The following is a 16,407-nucleotide window of genomic DNA, read 5'->3' as shown; positions in this document are numbered from 1 at the left end:
TGTGTTTTGCTTCTGTAAGACTGTATGGGGACAGGCCGTTATTCCGCCCGGTTTTAGGATAATTTCAAGCAGATCACTTAAAAAGGACTTAAATATAAAAAAAGGCTCCGTCCAAGACGAACCCTTTCTGGCTCTCAGTTTTAGACTGAGCTGAGCTTTTCGTAAGTGTTTAAAACGCGGGGAACATAGGCTTGAGTTTCCTTAAAAGGAGGAATCCCGGCATACTTGTCCACATTTCCCGGTCCGGCATTGTAAGCGGCAAGAGCCAAGGCTGTATTTCCATTATATTTATCGAGCATCGCTTTAATATAACGGGTTCCTCCATCGATGTTCTGAGAGGGATCGTAACTGTTTTTGACACCAAGGCCTCTTGCTGTAGCTGGCATAAGCTGCATAAGCCCCTGTGCTCCGGCATGACTCTTTGCGTCAGTCCTGAAACCGGATTCGTGTTTAATAATCGAATAGATTAATTTCTCATCGACTCCATATTTCCTTGCAGACTCTTTAATAAGAGGGAGAAATGCCTTGTCATTGGAAGACTGGCTGATTAGATTTCCTGCTCTTTCTTTTTTTTGGATATAGGAGTCGATAAGTGATCCGCTTTTATTCGCTGCGGTTTCCGGAAGGCTTCCGGAGTGCAGGTGGCCGTTTAACGCCTGGGTGAATGTATTTTTCACAGGTGGAGAGGCCTGGCCGATCCGGTTCAGCTGCTTATCTCCCCATGCTTTTAACACCTGCCATTGATACAAATCATTAAACATATTAACTTTCATTTTTACCCTCTCCTGCAATAAGAACCGAATCTAAAGTTAATCCTGTTCCCGTTGAATTTTTACGCTGTAAAACCTTTCAATCTTATTAGCTGGCTCGTTCCACGAAAGGTCCCACTCATTTAATAACTGTTTAAAAGCTTGCTTTCCTGAAGCAAATTCTTCGCATTCAAATTCTATCTCGTAATCTACGTGGTCAAAATAATAACTTTTGTCCAGGACAAGCAGCCCTTCTTTAAGGCTGATTTCCGTCCGTTCAGTCGTCAGCTGTCCAAGGTAGTCCAATTTCGGGACGTTTTCTTCCAGCAGTTGTGACAGCTGGTTAAATACATCGCCTTCTGAAAGACTGCCATGCTCCTTCAAAGAAGAAAACTCCTCTTCACTTAGCTGTTGATGTGTTTCCAGGAGACCTGTCTCGTAAGGCTGTTTTAAGGTTAAAATATAAGCTCCTTTCTTATATCGGACTCTTAAGGCGGATTTTTTATCTTTTAAAGATAATTTATCCGTGTCAAAATAGTGGTTCACCTGTGTGTAAACAGGGGTACGTGAAGACTGATAGCAGCTAAGAAGCTCTTCATATTTCTTTCTGTCAATTAGATTCTTAAATTCTATTTCAATTTCCTGATTCATGCTGATCACCTGCACTCAATGTTAGTTTTATTGATATTTGTATATCCCGGTGTACACCAGGCTACATCTGAAATTATTCCACATGTAACAAAGGATGGCAATGAATCGATTCTGCTTTATAAGCAGAGATCTGGTATGTTTTACTGCGTTAAAATATACGATTATGATAAAATGATAGTGGATGTTTACAGAGGAGGTTCGCAAATGATTATCTTTCAAGCTGAAGAAATAATAGAAAGAGACAATAGCGTAGAGGTAGCATTAAATAAACAAATTAAAGAAAGTGACTGGCAATCCCTTACTCCAGCTGAAAGAATTTTAGCAGATTCGGATGGAGAAGCTTTTGTCTATTTACTGGAAAACGATGAAGGCTTCCACCATGTCAGAATTACAAGTGAGCACTGGCAGGCTCTTCACGGCTCTTTGAAGTCAGAGAAAAAAGTATTTCTTGCTCTAGATGGAGAAACAGCCGGAAAACTTGAACTGACCCACTTCTGGGAAGAAATCAAGCTGCTTCTGGAAAATATTAAAGGAAACAACAATTACGGAAAAGAGTTTGTAAATAAGGTAGAGCAGACGTTTGGTTTAAAAAACTGAACATACCCAGCCAATCAGAAAAACAGCAAAGGACATAAAACAAGAAAATAATGGTGGTGACGTAGATGCTGGATTGGGATGTGATGCTTACCCCTTATAAGCAGGCTGTTGAAGAGTTGAAAATTAAATTAAAAGGTATCCGGGATCAGTATCAGCTGACCTCCAAACATACTCCTATTGAATTTGTCACCGGAAGAGTGAAACCTGTGTCCAGTATTCTTGAAAAAGCTAAAAGAAAAAATATCCCTCTCAATGAACTGGAAGAAGAAATGCAGGATTTAGCTGGTGTCCGTATAATGTGCCAGTTTGTAGGAGATATCGATACGGTCGTTGAGCTTATTCATGCCCGGACGGATTTTGATATAGAAGAAGAGAGAGACTATATAAAACATAAAAAAAGAAGCGGGTACAGGTCTTATCATATGATTCTCCGTTATCCTGTCCAAACTATAGACGGGGAAAAACCTATTCTGGTTGAACTTCAGATCCGTACTTTAGCGATGAATTTCTGGGCAACGATTGAACATTCTCTCCAATATAAGTATTCCGGTAAAATACCGGCCGAAATTGAAGAAAGACTGCAAACGGCAGCTGAAGCAGCATTTAAATTGGATGAAGAAATGTCAAAGATACGCGGAGAGGTACAGGAGGCCCAGCAGATTATCACTAAACAGAGGGAGTCAATTCGAAAACGGAATTAACTTGAAAGGACGACTGCCAATTATGAAGTTTAATGTAAAGTCGCGTGGGGACCACGATTCAAATATTTTAACCCAAAAAATAAAAAATTATCTTAAGGAATTCGAACTCGAGTTTAATGAGGAAGAGCCTGATATCGTTATTTCCGTGGGAGGGGACGGCACCCTTTTGGAAGCATTCCATCAATACACTCATCGTCTTGAAGAAACATCTTTTGTCGGTGTTCATACGGGCCATCTGGGATTTTACGCAGACTGGCAGCCTGATGAAGTCGAAAAATTAGTCATCCATATTGCCAAAACCCCTTACAAAATAGTGGAATATCCCGTTTTGGAAGTGATTATCCGCCACCATGGCGACCAGAAATCAGAGCGTTTCCTTGCTTTAAACGAATGCACAGTTAAAAGTATGGAAGGCTCTCTTGTTATGGATATTGAAATTAAAGGGGACTTGTTTGAGACATTCAGAGGAGACGGGCTTTGCTTATCCACCCCATCAGGAAGTACCGCATACAATAAAGCTTTGGGAGGGGCTATTTTGCATCCCTCTCTGGCATCTATACAGCTAGCCGAAATGGCATCTATTAATAACCGTGTCTATCGGACAGTCGGGTCGCCTCTTGTACTGCCCCAGCACCACACATGTATTTTAAAACCTAAAAATGATGTAGATTTTCAAGTGTCAGTGGACCATTACAGCTTAGTTCAAAAAAAAGTAAAAGCTATTCAATGCAGGGTAGCTGAAGAAAAAGTGAGATTTGCGAGGTTCAGGCCTTTTCCTTTCTGGAAACGGGTGAAGGAGTCGTTTATTGCTGAATGACAAATAAAAAAATGATACTTACATGGGAAGTTGATAACCGGTATTCAAGCCTGTTGTTAAGAGATTATTTGAGAAAAGTAAAGGGGATTTCCCGTAAAACACTTGCTGAAATTAAGTTTAAAGGCGGGAAATTAGCAGTAAACGGAAAAGAGCAGAACGTACGGCAATATATCAAATCAGGGGACAAAGTGGACGTTCATTTGCCTGATGAAGAAGTGAGTAAAAACATTAAAATAACCTCTTTGCCTTTGGAGGTCATTTATGAAGACGACCATCTCTTAATAATTAATAAGCCTGCCGGAATTGTAACGATTCCCACTGAAGATCCTTATGAGCCTTCCATCGCTGGAGCAGTAGTTAATCATTATAGAATAACTGGATGGCCGGCCACTTTTCACGCAGTTAATCGCTTAGATCGTGATACCTCAGGCCTTTTGGTCGCAGGAAAACACCGCTATGCTCATGACTTGCTTGTGAAGCAGCAGCGAGCGGGAAAATTGGAACGGGCCTATACAGCGCTTGTTTCAGGAGAGGTGTCCTGGCGATTCGGTTCGATTTATGCCCCAATTGCCAGAAAACCTTCGAGTATTATCGAAAGAGAAATATCTTTAGAAGGACAGCACGCTGTGACACATTTCGAACGGATAAAGGTGAAACAAGGTTATTCAACGATGTTATTAAGGCTTGAAACGGGAAGGACTCATCAAATCAGGGTCCATATGGCCTGGCTGGGATATCCATTATTAGGCGATACTCTTTACGGAGGAAATAAGCGGCTTTTAACACGAACTGCCCTGCATTCTCACCGGGTTATGTTAAATCATCCGCTAACAGGCGAACTGCAGTATTATGAGGCCCCGCTGCCTAAGGACTTTAAATTAAATGACTAAAGAAATGGAGTTCCAATCAATCGAACGATTGGAACTTTTCTTTATGGTAAGGCTGGTTTGACGGGACAGAACAGACAGTTTTTTCCGGCCACCGAAGCGCTGAAAGTTCACCGCCAAAAATACAGCCAGTATCAATATTAACAGTATCGCCTTTCCATCTTGGCTTCGGCACGGGTGTATGCCCATACACAACAAAGCTGTCAAAGTTATATTTAGCAGCCCAATCCCTCCGTACAGGTCTGCCATCAGCATGCTTTTCTCCAGTTATATCGCCGTACAACACAAAAGTCCTTACTACTTTTCCTTTTTTTCCTATTAAATCGGGGCGGATTCCTGCATGGGCGACTATTAAATGGTTCGCATCCAGTTGAAGGTACAAAGGAGATTGTTCGTATAAGGTTTTGAATTTATTTGCTATACGTTCTGCCTCATCTTTAGGCAGACTCTTTAATTCCTCAACTGTCGTTTCAAGACCATTATTGATCATGACGTTCCTGCCGCTAAGATAACGGTATAGTTTGTTGCAATGGTTTCCAGGGCAGTAGAGAGCCTCTTTTTGTAAGACCCAATCTGCAACGTCTTCCATTACTTTTACTGAGGCGGGACCCCGGTCAGTGAGATCTCCAAGGAAGACAGGCACCCGGTTGTCTGAATGGTAAAGTTTCCCGCTCTGGTGTGAATAGCCTAACTCCTTTAACAGATCTGTCATTTCTTCATGACACCCATGTATATCACCAATAATGTCGAATTTTTTCATTGCGGATTCCTCCATTAATTATTTGTAGCAAACATGTAATTTTGTAAGAGAGTGCACTGCCCGGATATTCCGGTTTATTAAGACTGTAAAGAAATGTATTTGTATTGTGCCACAAATAGCCAGTGAAGTCATCATCTCTATACTGGTCTGTTTGACGTAACAGGGCACCTGGGGTAAAATTATGACCAAGTGTTAATATCAAGTGTATGTTAAGGAGGAACAATCAATGGAGATTGATTTAAGCAAAAAAACCTATGTGATTATGGGCGTAGCTAATAAAAGAAGTATTGCATGGGGAATCGCTGAGTCATTAGCAAATGCTGGCGCTAATTTGATTTTTACATATGCAGGAGAACGTTTGGAAAAAAACGTTAGAAAATTGGTTGATACTTTGGAATCAGGGGATCATGCGGTTTTACCGTGCGATGTAACCAAAGACGAAGAAATTGAAGAGACTTTCAGGCAAATTAAAGAAAAAACTGATGTAATTCATGGAATTGCCCACTGTGTAGCATTTGCAAACCGTGAGGAGCTTGAAGGCGAATATTTAAACACGACCCGGGAGGGCTTCCTTTTAGCTCAAAATATCAGTGCATATTCTTTAACTGCTGTTACAAAAGCAGCCCGCCCCCTTATGACAGAAGGCGGGAGCATCGTGACACTTACCTATCTTGGCGGTGAGCGCGTGGTGAAAAATTATAATGTCATGGGAGTGGCGAAAGCAAGCCTGGATGCAAGTGTGAAATACTTAGCGAACGATTTAGGAAAAGAGCAAATCCGGGTTAATGCTATCTCTGCCGGCCCTATCCGTACACTGTCAGCAAAAGGGGTAGGCGGTTTTAATGATGTACTGAAGGAAATGGAAGACCATGCTCCTCTCAAGCGGACGGTAACCCAGAAAGAGGTTGGGGATACAGCTCTGTTTTTGATGAGTGATTTATCAAGAGGCATTACTGGCGAGCTGCTTCACGTTGATGGCGGCTATCATGTGACAGGACTGATGTAAATAATAAAAATTACAAAAGCGCAGTATTGGCAACTAGCCAACGCTGCGCTTTTTTTATGCTTTTGCTCTAGAAAAAACCAACCCTCGCCTTTACCGTGACTTGTCTGTTAATTTAATTTTATAGAATGCATATATGCTAATTAATCTGGTCAAATACACTTCCAGAGTGTAAGGGAATACATAGACTGTATTACATGTCGTTATTAAGAAAGGAACCGGCCGGTATGGAAGTTACTGCAATTACCTGCACGATGAGAGAGAATAAATTAAATAATATCCTGAGTAATTTTTTACGGCAGAAATGGAAAGGTAAAGAGCTGATTATTATTATTAATAGTGACAGAATAGATCTTAACGACTGGAGAGAGAAGACTAAAGATTATCCTGATATCCGTGTATGTCAAGTGCCGGAAGATGAAACTCTCGGTTCCTGTTTGAATAAAGGAGTTGAACTGGCTAGACAAAGTATCATCTCTAAGATGGATGATGATGATTATTATTCTCCTTTCTATTTAACTGAGATGATAAGAGCAATTAATAGAACAGGAGCAGATATTGCTGGAAAAAGATCTGTTTACACTTATTTTTGTGAAAATGACCTGTTAGGTATTCACAGGCCTTATTATGAAAATCAATTTGTAAAGTCTGTTCGCGGAGCTACATTAACTTTTAAAAAGAAAGTACACGACAAAATCCCTTTTTATCACACAAACAGAGGAGAAGATGGAGATTTTTTATGGCGGTCTGCGAGACAGGGCTTCCGCATATATTCAACAAGCAAGTATAACTATACGTGTATTCGCCAGGAATCACCCATGGAACATACTGAGAAAAACAGATCCCTTCTTAATGGATGCACAGACCTTGAAAGCGGGTATAATTTCCCCGGGAAAATTGATAAATATATAGTGTAACTGTTGCTTGATTTTCTGAAAATATCCAGCAGTGCGGAATAAAGGCTGAGCAACGCCAGGCCGGCTAATACAATAGAAGAGAAATTAATAAAAAGAGACAGTATTTTTTGAAGGGATTCCTTCTTTTAATTCTGATGCGAAGCAAAACCCCTGCAGTGTTAATCTGTCAATTACATTTTCTCGCTTAATCCTTAAGTCAAAACTCGAAAAAGTCAGCGTTTCTTCAGGTTTTAGTTCTGCACAATGAGAAGGCTTTAGCCAATATTCACCTTTATTCCTAATAGTGTCTTTCCAGCCGGAATCCATGTATGTCCATTCTTCATCATCTTTGTACAAGACACTGTCCTTGTGGTTTGAAAGAGTAATTTTTCCGTTTAATCCTGCACCTGCCGGAGGAGTGATACGGAAAACAATAAAAGGTTCATGTAAAGTGGAGGTTCCCGTATTTTTCATATGGAAATTACCATTCACCAATAGTTCTTCATCTTCCGGTTCAGATAAAAATACCGTGTAATTAAAGAATGAAAGGACAGAAAAGGACGGCGTTCGTGAGAGTGTTTCGTTTATTACGGGAGCTCCAGCCAGAAATTCTTTTTTATACCTGTTAATGTCCTTCTGTAAATTGGAATTAAGTCTCTTATATTTACTTAATTCCGACTGGTAATGAAGGAGTTTCTGTTTTAACTGTATATCTGTATTTGAATTACTCATAAAGTAACACCCTTTCTATTAGGCGCGGTTTTTAAAAACGTATGTACAAAATCAAAAAATAAAACTAAAAAAAAAGAGAGGCAAAGCTCTCTTTCTGTAAACCCAAAATAATATTAATCTTTATGCTTTTTGGGAGGGACGGGGAATACTTCAGGGCACTGCTCCGGAAATTTAAATTCTGGACACTTTTTGGCCGGTGTCGGAAGAACAATTTCAGGGCGAGGCTTACAAATTTTACCTTCTATATCAATTTTAACTTCTGCTTCTGCCTGAATGGACTGGCAGATTAACAAGGTAAGATCGAGTGTCCATTCTGTCCCGTCTTTACCGTTGCATAAGAACGATCCTTCGCAATCAAAGTCATATACATGACATACTACATCAGTACCTTCAGGTGCACATAATAAAAATTTCTCAATTTTAAAGAAACTGATTGGCTCAGAGAACAAAGGTGGCTTATGCTTGTGCTCTGATTCCAATACAATTTGGTATTCACCTTGTTTCTGAATTTTAACCACCTGTAAAGTGGTATCAAATTCCTCTACATAAAAGTCTTTCCTCGTTCCCACTTCTTCGCATAGCTGTTCCGGAAATTCCGGTTCAATTAATATACAGCTTACTTCGACAGTTTCAGGAAGAAAGTAGCCGCAAACATCGGGTACTAATACGTCAGTCGTTTGCATATCAGGGTCTTGTTCTGTAAAAAAGTCAATGTCGCCTGTCTCAAACTTTTCTTCCTTTTCTGCCTGATGAGTAATCCAGTCATAAACTTTAGGTACTTTTATACAAAGTCTTTCTAATTTACCCATATAATTCATCCTTCCATTCAGATTAAATAATATCCTTACTGCTTCATAGTATGTTTGATAAGAATAAATGTGTCTGTTACTCATGGAATTATTGCCTAATCAGCATATAACTAATTTTTTTCAAATACTCTGTAAACGTCTGCTGTTACAGGAGGCTTTCAAAAAAATAATCTTTTTTAGTCATTTATCCATGCCTCTTGCCGGATTTCTTCATATATATAAGGAGAGAAGGAGAATAACCTCTTTCTAATTGGTATATGAGGAGGTGAAACTCTTGAGTTATTACAACAGTTTTACTCTCATCGTAGTGTTGTTTATTTTGTTAGTTATTGTAGGTGCAGCCTATGTATGCTAATACGGAGAAGAAGTAAAGGGAAACCCTTTACTTCTTTTTACATATATATATAGATAGAATGCTAGGGAGGGGTCTGTATGGAAGAATCCTGGTTGAATTTTATTCTAATGGGGTTAGCGGTTTTCAGGTTAACCCATCTGTTTATTTATGACACGATTACAGAACCGCTTAGACAGCTTTTTTTAAAAGAAATCAAAGAAAGTGATGAAAACGGTGAAGTGATCTGGCATTACGAACCTAAAGGCAAAGGAATAATAAAATTCGGAGGCTCGTTGTTAAGCTGCCATTGGTGTTTGTCTGTTTGGATGGGCGGCTTTATTTTTGCCGGCCAGATGATTTTTCCTATTATTTTTTCGGTTATTATTTGGGTTTTTGCTTTATCTGCCGCCTCGGTATTGTTAGAAGAAGCTGTTATCAAATATTTTTAAGTAAGCTGCTCCTATATAATACAACTGGCAAGTTTCATTTCTTTTTACATATAAATAAGAAGTGAAAAGGATGAAACAGGAGGGATAATGTGGGGGTATCCAATAAAATGAAGAGTTGGCCGGAAGTACAGCTGCAACAGGAAGTTATTCATTATAAATCTGAAGCACAAAGGCTTAAGAGGGAAAAGGATAAACTTGAACAGCAGTATGATGTTAAAAAAATGAACGAAATAATCAGCGAGGTGGAGGAATTAGCCGAAAGAAACAGACTAATTGAAAAAAGTTACAGAGAAGCTGTCATGGAAAAGAAAAAGCTTCAAACTCAATTGGTAAAGAATGAAGAAGAAAAAAGCCAGATGAAAAATACACTTCTGGAAATTGAAAAAATAAAAGAAGATTTAACTGCTAAAGAACTTGAATGGAAAAAAGAGAAAGAAGAGCTTCTTCAGAAATTACAACACGCATACGACACTTCCACCAAAAAAACACCTGAAAACTTTTTTTCTAAAGCTGTAAGTGAACAAGCAGACACTCAAAAGGTGGAAGGGGGCAGTGAGCCGGATCAACAGGAAAAAAATAAACAAAACTACGAGCAGTTTTTTCAGGCTTTCCAGGCTGGAAACAATTATTCTAATGATGACGAAGATTAAATGCCCTCACTTTATTATTAGAATCTCATAACCTGTAGTGATCAAGCAAAAAGGAGCGAGAGGTTTTGGGAAAATACAGTGAGAGAAAAACGTGGAGAAGCCGAAGCCATGTTAATAAACCTTCTAATAATATGACTGGGGAGAAGAACAAATATAAAGTAAGCCATACAAAACCGAAAAAAGGCGGGTGTGCCTGCGGTAAAGCAAAATCCCGGACCAAAGCCTATAAAACAGGGTTCGCCTCTCATTAATAGGGGTATACCGATATTAAAGAGAGGTGATTGTATGGGTTACCTTCCACCAGTGAAAGATGAACAAGTAACAATCTATGCGAACCGTCAAACGGGGTCTAAACCTATGATCACAGGGCCGTCTCCGGCTGAAAGAGTGGCGTTTTTTGATGCTCTGAAAGACCGTGCGGCGTCAGGGAATTATTTTGAAAGAAATAAAGCTAAGAAAAAGCTGTTAACTATTGCGAGAGCGCATGAAAAAGAATTAACCGGCAAAGGTGAGTATTTTGACCAGACTATTTAAAAGCAGCTGGGACAACGAAATCCTATTAAAAAGCCAAAAGGTTCCTGTTTTTAACTTCAGATTGGCGAGAAGAGGCTTGGGAAAAAAGAAGAGTAATTATAAAGAAAGCCGAACAAAATTTGAAAATTTTGTTCGGCTGTTTTTTGTGAGAAAAGGAGTGATTTCAGACCGCCGGGCGGACGCTTGCCCAGGGGGCTTTGCAGGATTAGTTAATTTATAGATTTTGTGATTGCAGTTCAAGGTGTTTAACTTTATTTCTGAAAACAAAGGTGAAAAGACTGACAGCGATTAACGCGAGAAGGACAAGACCGGCAAACAGGTTCGAATAAATAGCATAGTCATTAGTGATCCCGAACGGGTTAATCAGAAACCGTATGTGGGAAAAATCAAGTAAAGCACCGAATATAGCACTGGAAATGGCTCCCGACAGGAAGTTGACTAAATTAAACAATCCTATTCCCACTCCTGTCTGATTAGCTGGCACAAGAGAAGTTAAAAGATTAGCCGTTGAACTCTGGATAAGCGGGAAGGCCATATACTGAACCAGAATACAGGCAGCCATAAACACAGGAGGAATTCCGACAAAAGTGGAGATCAGAGTGCTCCCTGCCATAACCATAATAAAAGCTGCCTTCAGGATGGGATAACTTCCGTGACGATCCACGAGTTTACCTCCGTACTGACCAATCAGCCCCGCTGCCATTGCGCCGGGGAATAAAAGAAGACCAATCTGTACAGTATTCAGATCATATACGGACCTTGCCATTATCGGAACTATAAAAATCATTCCGAACATGGCACTTGTTCCAAAAAAACTTGTAATGATAGTTGTCGTGTAATATTTATTCTTAAGCATCGTCGGGTCTATAAAAGGAGCATGAAATGTTTTCATCCGCCAAATAAAAAGGCTGAATGCTGATATACCTGCGAATAACCCTAAAAGGCTGAAAGAGGTAATAAATAAAAGCAGACCGGCTACAGAAACAGCGATAAACAGAGCCCCAAGTATATCAACTGTTCCTTTTCTGTGAGGTTCGTCGGGCAGCCATTTTCTTAAAAACGGAATAGCAATCAGTGAAAGGACTGACAGAATAAATAAGTACCTCCAGTCAAAAGCGCCTCCTACCAAGCCCCCTGTAATCGGTCCGAGTCCTGAGGCAAAAGCGACAGTGGAAGATACAATTCCGAAGACTTTTCCTCTTTCATCCGGCATAAACCGGGCAGGAATAATAAAGGCCAGTGCCGGGATTGTTGCTCCGCCCATCGCTTGAAGAATCCTTGCAGATAATAAAACTCCGTAGTTAGGAGAAAAAAGTCCGATTGCTGCTCCGGAAGCAAATAAAATGATTCCTATAGTAAGCAAAGTCTTAATTGGATAAAAATCAGCCAGTTTTCCATACATTAAAGAGCCGATTGCAAAAACCAGAATGTATCCGGTCATCACCCAGCTTACTTGAGAAGGAAGAAGACTAAATTCCTCTGCAATATCCGGAATAGCTACATTGAACATTGTACCGTTCATGACGGTGAAAGTGAGAATAATACATAAAAGCAAAGTAAGTCTCTGTTTATCCTTTTGATTTAATAGGCGAGAAGATGGCGAATGGCTCATGATGCCCTCCTGTTTTAGTTTCTTCGGGAAGTGTGCCGGGTTGAAAAAATAAACGACGAGCAGAAAAGATAGCCGTCGGAATTTATTTCGAGTATAGAAATATCACTTATTATGTTAGCGTGTGGGGATGTTGATGTCAACGAATCACTTTGCGATGATTAGCTTTTAAGCATTTTATGTCTTAATATGTGATAATTAAAGCAGGAGGGCGATTATATGAAAAAACATATTATTGGAATTGCAGGCAGTTTAAGAAAAAGTTCTTACAACCGGATGATTCTAAATTATTTAACCGAGGTGGAACATCCAAACGCAAAAATCACTCCACATTCAATTAATGAAATCCCGTTATTTAATGGTGACTTGGAAGAAAACGGAGACCCGGCAGAAGTGGCTTCATTTAAACAATCAGTAAAAGAAGCCGATGGACTGTTAATAGTCACACCTGAATATTCTCATGGCACACCCGGCGTGCTGAAAAATGTACTGGACTGGGCTGGAAGTATGACCAATGAAAATGTGCTTTATAAAAAGCCAAGCATGATTGTCGGAGCTTCCCCCAGTGCAATGGGAACCGGGTTTTCACAGCAGCAGGTTAGACAGACATTATCAGCGTGCCATGCCTATGTAATGCCTCAACCCCAGGTGTATATTGGTTCAGTTCATAATAAAGTGGATGAAAACGGCCAGCTTCAGGATGAGGTGATAAAGAAACGATTGAATGAAAGTCTCGAAGAATTTTTAAAATGGATTGAAATTATGAAATCGTAAAAAAGCTATCCCTAAATTTAGGGATAGTTTTTTTGTGCCGCTGGTCACAATTTCGCCATTGTATAGCAAACATTCCGTCACAAATACGGCAGTTGCAGGGCCTTAATATATAATATAATCAAATTAAAGAAAGAGAGTTAGTGGTCACTAACTTAACGAACCGAAAGAGCGGGTAATGTTTTGATTTTTACCACTCACTTAACAGCAGGCCTTGATTATTTTTTTAAAGTGATCGTTGACTTGACCTCTTTAATAAAACATTTCCTGAGGAGGAATGAATCATGTTTATGGATTTCTTGAGAAACAACAAAATTGCAGCGGGTGTGTTAACAGTATTACGTGTTTATATTGGCTGGCAGTGGCTGACAGCAGGCTGGGGGAAAGTGACAGGAGAGCCGTTTGATGCAAGCGGATATTTAACAGGTGTGGTTAACAATGAAGCCGTCATTGAACAGTACCCGACGTATCACGCATTTATTGAAAGTTTTGCATTGCCTAATGCAGGAGTTTTCAGTTTCATGGTCGCCTGGGGTGAAGTGCTCGTAGGGCTTGGCTTAATTTTAGGTGTTTTGACCACGGCAGCAGCATTCTTCGGAATCGTCATGAACTTCGCGTTTATGTTCGCAGGCACCATCTCTTCAAACCCGTGGTTAGTGCTTCTTACCATCTTTATCCTTGCTGCAGGCTACAATGCCGGTAAATTCGGCGGCGACCGCTGGGTCATTCCTTATATTCGTACCGTAATTTTTAAAAAGAAGTTAACAGAGCCTGATAAAGCGGCAGCATAGAAGGGATTAAAGAACTCTTGCACTCTTTCTGACGGAAGAGTGCTTTTTACTTGCCGAAGGACAAATGGGAGGTTAAAATTGGAAGGGAATGTATGTTTGCAAGGAGGATGAATTATGGAGCTGATTGACTGGAGTTATGGCCGGAGATATCAAATAAAAGCTGTTTTTTCTTCTCATCCTAATTCTCCGGTTATCTTCAGATCTTTTCCTGATTATTATTTTATATATACAGTGAAATGGTCAGACAGAGACAGTCCTGTAAGCAGAGACGAATTAGCAGAGATGGAGAAACTGCTTAATGAAGAACTGGGATGTTTAAAAGCCTACGAAACCCGCAGATCGATATGCGGCAGGGCTGGATTATAAATAACTGGCCACCGGGCGGTAAAACCCGATGGCTCTTTTTTTATTCTATCTTTTCATATTAATCATAAAACGGTAACGGTCCGCCCTGTAGGCTGACTTTACAAATTCAATGGGAGTTCCGTCTTCAAGGTACGTATGCCGTTCAATTAATAAGATGGGGGAAGATTTCCTTACTTGAAGAAGCTCAACTTCATTCTGATTAGCTGTAGAAGATTCAATAATCTGTGTCGCTTCTTTGATTTTTTTGCCCAGAGCAGCTTCAATATATTCATAAAGTGAGGATTGCATAATTTCTTTTGTGACACCTGGAACCAGTTTTTCAGGCAGGTAGCTTGTTTCAAGGGCCATTGGTACATTGTCAGCAAGGCGAACCCGTTGAATCTCATACACTGGATCATTCTCATGAATTTTTAAATAGTTGGCGACAGACGAAGTCGCAGGCACTACTTTAAAATGCACGAGCCGGTTGCCCGGTGTCATTCCTCTCGCTTTCATATCTTCCGTAAAACTGGTTAACCCCTGGAGCGGCTGTTCGATTTTTTTCTCGGATACGAAGGTTCCTGTCCCTTTTTTCCGGTAGACATAGCCGTCGTTAACCAACTTTGTAATTGCCTGTCTTACTGTCATACGGCTTATTCCATATGTGGTGGCATACTCTCTTTCAGAAGGAAGCATGTCTCCTGGTTTTAAGTCGCCCTGGTCAATTTGATTTTTAATTTTTTCTTCAAGCTGGTAGTAAATTGGGATTGGTGAGTTTTTATTTATCATTTTCCGCATCATCCTAACACGTAAAGTTACATAGACCACTATTCCACTTTATTTTATCACACCTGTTAATTGCTAAACCAGTGACGCGGTATTGGTATAATCTCCTATAAATTGTAAGGAATAGTTTATCCTTACAAAAAAACGCCTTAATACACGTAGTATCGGGCGTTTTATAAGTGTTACACATTTTGGGTTTTTCTATAAGCTTCAGGAATGTAGACACAGAATGGTTCACTTTCAAGATAATCGCCGGTTACTGAGTAAGATCTTGAACGTGAGCCGCCGCACACATACCGGAATTCACAGACTCCGCATTTTCCTTTATAAAGATCCGGATTTCTTAATTCTTTTAAAACAGGCGCTTCCCGGTATATTTCCTTTAGCGGCTTTTCTCTTACGTTGCCAACTTTTATCGGAAGAAGGCCGCTTGGCATGACGTCACCTGTATGAGACACAAAGATAAATCCGTTTCCGTCATTAACTCCTTTTGGGGCGCGTTTTAAACCGTCGATTTCAGAAGCAGTATCTGAAATGGAGTCCGAATAGTTTATTTCACCTTTTTCAATCATTTTGTCTTTAGTTTTCTGCTGAATAACGACTCGGCGGTGGTGTTGGGCAGCTGTAGTTTTAATATCAAAATTTGATGTTTTGTTTAACTCATAAAGCCAACGAAAGACTTTTTCATGCTCGGCTGGGGTGAGGCAATCATCTATTTGTCCTCTGCCTGTTGGCACCAGAAGGAAGATGTACCACATGACCACATCAAGTTCTTCGACTAATTGAGCCATTTCTTCTAAAGAATCATAATTATATCGGGAGATGACGGTGTTAATTTGAAGCGGCATGTCGAGCTCTTTCAGGTAACGTATTTTCTCAAGGGTTAAATCAAAGGATCCGGATGTGCCTCTAAACTGGTCATGGATAGCTGGATTAGGACCGTCTAAGCTGAACCCCCACCTGGATAAACCGACTTCTTTCGCTTTTTTCATTCGTTCCTTAGTCACATTATCTGTAGCACTCGGAGTCATTGATACACGCATACCTTTTTTTACGGCGTAATCAGCGAGCTCAAACAAGTCTTCTCTCATCATACAATCGCCGCCTGTAAAAACAAGCATAGGATTATTCATATCATAAATATCATCTATTAGCTTAATTCCTTCTGAACGGGACAGTTCATGAGGATGAGGCTCAACCTGTGCATCGGCGCGGCAATGCACACAGCGAAGTTCGCAGGCACGTGTCACTTCCCAGATAACAATAAAGGGATTTTCATTATAATCCATTTCAGCCATTTTACTAGCGTGGGGATGGCCATGACCCGCAGGATGTTTTTTTCCATACATACGTATCACCAAACTTTATTTGAATTTTTGTGAACAAAGCATTTGATATATTTTCATTGTATATGTTCAGTAATCCAGCGGCGGCAGGAAATGTTACAATGTGGCAACACTTTATAGGCAATTGAAAGAGACAGATAACTGAATGGGGAGTTTAGGACCTGTAAGTTGATAAGCAGGAAAAGTTCAA

The 16,407-nt window shown here is 40.1% G+C and carries 22 protein-coding genes; 14 read left to right on the top strand and 8 right to left on the bottom strand.

Translation table 11 applies throughout. The features are described 5' to 3' along the window. Positions 1-140 precede the first annotated feature (140 nt). Positions 141-773, bottom strand: coding sequence for a lytic transglycosylase domain-containing protein (locus K8O68_RS20935; RefSeq protein ID WP_230898679.1), 633 nt, complete (start codon positions 771-773; stop codon positions 141-143). A 36-nt stretch (positions 774-809) separates the two neighbouring features. Further along, positions 810-1,400 carry a CYTH domain-containing protein gene (locus K8O68_RS20930; RefSeq protein WP_230898678.1) on the bottom strand — a complete coding sequence of 197 codons (591 nt, stop codon included), beginning with the start codon at positions 1,398-1,400 and terminating at the stop codon, positions 810-812. Between the two features lie 204 nt (positions 1,401-1,604). On the opposite strand from K8O68_RS20930, the gene K8O68_RS20925 reads away from it, so the two are divergent. From K8O68_RS20925 to K8O68_RS20910, 4 genes are all read left to right on the top strand, one after another. Then, positions 1,605-1,997 carry a UPF0738 family protein gene (locus K8O68_RS20925; protein ID WP_230898677.1) on the top strand — a complete coding sequence of 131 codons (393 nt, stop codon included), beginning with the start codon at positions 1,605-1,607 and terminating at the stop codon, positions 1,995-1,997. A 65-nt stretch (positions 1,998-2,062) separates the two neighbouring features. Beyond that, entirely contained in the window at positions 2,063-2,698 is a 636-nt protein-coding gene (gene yjbM / locus K8O68_RS20920; RefSeq protein ID WP_230898676.1) for a GTP diphosphokinase, read from the top strand. Between the two features lie 22 nt (positions 2,699-2,720). Beyond that, on the top strand, positions 2,721-3,515 hold the full coding sequence (locus K8O68_RS20915) for an NAD kinase (protein WP_093050168.1): 795 nt from the start codon (positions 2,721-2,723) through the stop codon (positions 3,513-3,515). Next, the gene (locus tag K8O68_RS20910) at positions 3,512-4,405 is read left to right on the top strand and encodes an RluA family pseudouridine synthase (RefSeq protein WP_230898675.1); all 894 of its coding nucleotides are present in this window, start codon (positions 3,512-3,514) and stop codon (positions 4,403-4,405) included. The genes K8O68_RS20915 and K8O68_RS20910 overlap by 4 nt, the downstream gene beginning before the upstream one ends. A 16-nt stretch (positions 4,406-4,421) precedes the next feature. On the opposite strand, the gene prpE is transcribed toward K8O68_RS20910, so the two are convergent. Then, positions 4,422-5,162 (bottom strand): bis(5'-nucleosyl)-tetraphosphatase PrpE, encoded by a 741-nt coding sequence (gene prpE / locus K8O68_RS20905; protein ID WP_230898674.1) that lies wholly within the window; start codon positions 5,160-5,162, stop codon positions 4,422-4,424. Between the two features lie 226 nt (positions 5,163-5,388). Here prpE and fabI point away from each other — a divergent pair, with 226 nt between their 5' ends. Together fabI and K8O68_RS20895 are read left to right on the top strand one after the other, a co-directional pair. Beyond that, a complete protein-coding gene (gene fabI / locus K8O68_RS20900; protein ID WP_230898673.1) occupies positions 5,389-6,168 on the top strand; it encodes an enoyl-ACP reductase FabI in 780 nt (259 codons plus the stop codon). 224 nt (positions 6,169-6,392) lie between these two features. Next, on the top strand, positions 6,393-7,082 hold the full coding sequence (locus tag K8O68_RS20895; RefSeq protein WP_230898672.1) for a glycosyltransferase family 2 protein: 690 nt from the start codon (positions 6,393-6,395) through the stop codon (positions 7,080-7,082). An 84-nt stretch (positions 7,083-7,166) separates the two neighbouring features. Here K8O68_RS20895 and K8O68_RS20890 read toward each other — a convergent pair whose 3' ends face one another. Next, positions 7,167-7,793 carry a hypothetical protein gene (locus K8O68_RS20890; RefSeq protein WP_230898671.1) on the bottom strand — a complete coding sequence of 209 codons (627 nt, stop codon included), beginning with the start codon at positions 7,791-7,793 and terminating at the stop codon, positions 7,167-7,169. 113 nt (positions 7,794-7,906) lie between these two features. Beyond that, positions 7,907-8,602, bottom strand: a complete 696-nt coding sequence (locus K8O68_RS20885; RefSeq protein ID WP_230898670.1) for a BMQ_0737 family morphogenetic spore coat protein — start codon at positions 8,600-8,602, stop codon at positions 7,907-7,909. A gap of 250 nt (positions 8,603-8,852) precedes the next feature. Between K8O68_RS20885 and K8O68_RS20880 the strand changes: the two genes are divergently transcribed. The 5 genes from K8O68_RS20880 to K8O68_RS20860 all read left to right on the top strand — a co-directional run bounded on the left by K8O68_RS20880 (position 8,853) and on the right by K8O68_RS20860 (position 10,569). Beyond that, on the top strand, positions 8,853-8,957 hold the full coding sequence (locus tag K8O68_RS20880; RefSeq protein ID WP_230898669.1) for a YjcZ family sporulation protein: 105 nt from the start codon (positions 8,853-8,855) through the stop codon (positions 8,955-8,957). Positions 8,958-9,034: 77 nt separating this feature from the next. Further along, positions 9,035-9,385, top strand: coding sequence for a DUF1360 domain-containing protein (locus K8O68_RS20875; protein WP_230898668.1), 351 nt, complete (start codon positions 9,035-9,037; stop codon positions 9,383-9,385). Between the two features lie 107 nt (positions 9,386-9,492). After that, the gene (locus tag K8O68_RS20870) at positions 9,493-10,035 is read left to right on the top strand and encodes a hypothetical protein (protein ID WP_230898667.1); all 543 of its coding nucleotides are present in this window, start codon (positions 9,493-9,495) and stop codon (positions 10,033-10,035) included. Positions 10,036-10,100: 65 nt separating this feature from the next. Continuing rightward, the gene (locus K8O68_RS20865; protein WP_230898666.1) at positions 10,101-10,286 is read left to right on the top strand and encodes a hypothetical protein; all 186 of its coding nucleotides are present in this window, start codon (positions 10,101-10,103) and stop codon (positions 10,284-10,286) included. Positions 10,287-10,320: 34 nt separating this feature from the next. Continuing rightward, entirely contained in the window at positions 10,321-10,569 is a 249-nt protein-coding gene (locus K8O68_RS20860; RefSeq protein ID WP_230898665.1) for a hypothetical protein, read from the top strand. A gap of 214 nt (positions 10,570-10,783) precedes the next feature. On the opposite strand, the gene K8O68_RS20855 is transcribed toward K8O68_RS20860, so the two are convergent. Then, complete coding sequence (locus K8O68_RS20855) at positions 10,784-12,181, bottom strand: MFS transporter (protein WP_230898664.1); 1,398 nt, start codon at positions 12,179-12,181, stop codon at positions 10,784-10,786. 216 nt (positions 12,182-12,397) lie between these two features. On the opposite strand from K8O68_RS20855, the gene K8O68_RS20850 reads away from it, so the two are divergent. The 3 genes from K8O68_RS20850 to K8O68_RS20840 all read left to right on the top strand — a co-directional run bounded on the left by K8O68_RS20850 (position 12,398) and on the right by K8O68_RS20840 (position 14,106). Beyond that, positions 12,398-12,952 (top strand): NADPH-dependent FMN reductase, encoded by a 555-nt coding sequence (locus tag K8O68_RS20850; RefSeq protein ID WP_230898663.1) that lies wholly within the window; start codon positions 12,398-12,400, stop codon positions 12,950-12,952. A gap of 281 nt (positions 12,953-13,233) precedes the next feature. Then, complete coding sequence (locus K8O68_RS20845) at positions 13,234-13,740, top strand: DoxX family protein (protein ID WP_230898662.1); 507 nt, start codon at positions 13,234-13,236, stop codon at positions 13,738-13,740. A 114-nt stretch (positions 13,741-13,854) separates the two neighbouring features. After that, positions 13,855-14,106 (top strand): hypothetical protein, encoded by a 252-nt coding sequence (locus tag K8O68_RS20840; RefSeq protein ID WP_230898661.1) that lies wholly within the window; start codon positions 13,855-13,857, stop codon positions 14,104-14,106. 45 nt (positions 14,107-14,151) lie between these two features. Here K8O68_RS20840 and K8O68_RS20835 read toward each other — a convergent pair whose 3' ends face one another. Together K8O68_RS20835 and K8O68_RS20830 are read right to left on the bottom strand one after the other, a co-directional pair. After that, a complete protein-coding gene (locus tag K8O68_RS20835; RefSeq protein ID WP_230898660.1) occupies positions 14,152-14,874 on the bottom strand; it encodes a GntR family transcriptional regulator in 723 nt (240 codons plus the stop codon). Between the two features lie 179 nt (positions 14,875-15,053). Beyond that, positions 15,054-16,220: a TIGR04053 family radical SAM/SPASM domain-containing protein gene (locus K8O68_RS20830; RefSeq protein WP_230898659.1), complete on the bottom strand. Its 1,167-nt coding sequence runs from the start codon at positions 16,218-16,220 to the stop codon at positions 15,054-15,056. Positions 16,221-16,407 lie beyond the last annotated feature (187 nt).

Origin of the sequence: Salipaludibacillus sp. CUR1 (assembly GCF_021028955.1) — a bacterium.
Taxonomy (GTDB): domain Bacteria; phylum Bacillota; class Bacilli; order Bacillales; family Salisediminibacteriaceae; genus Salipaludibacillus.
This window is presented reverse-complemented; position numbering and strand designations above follow the sequence as displayed.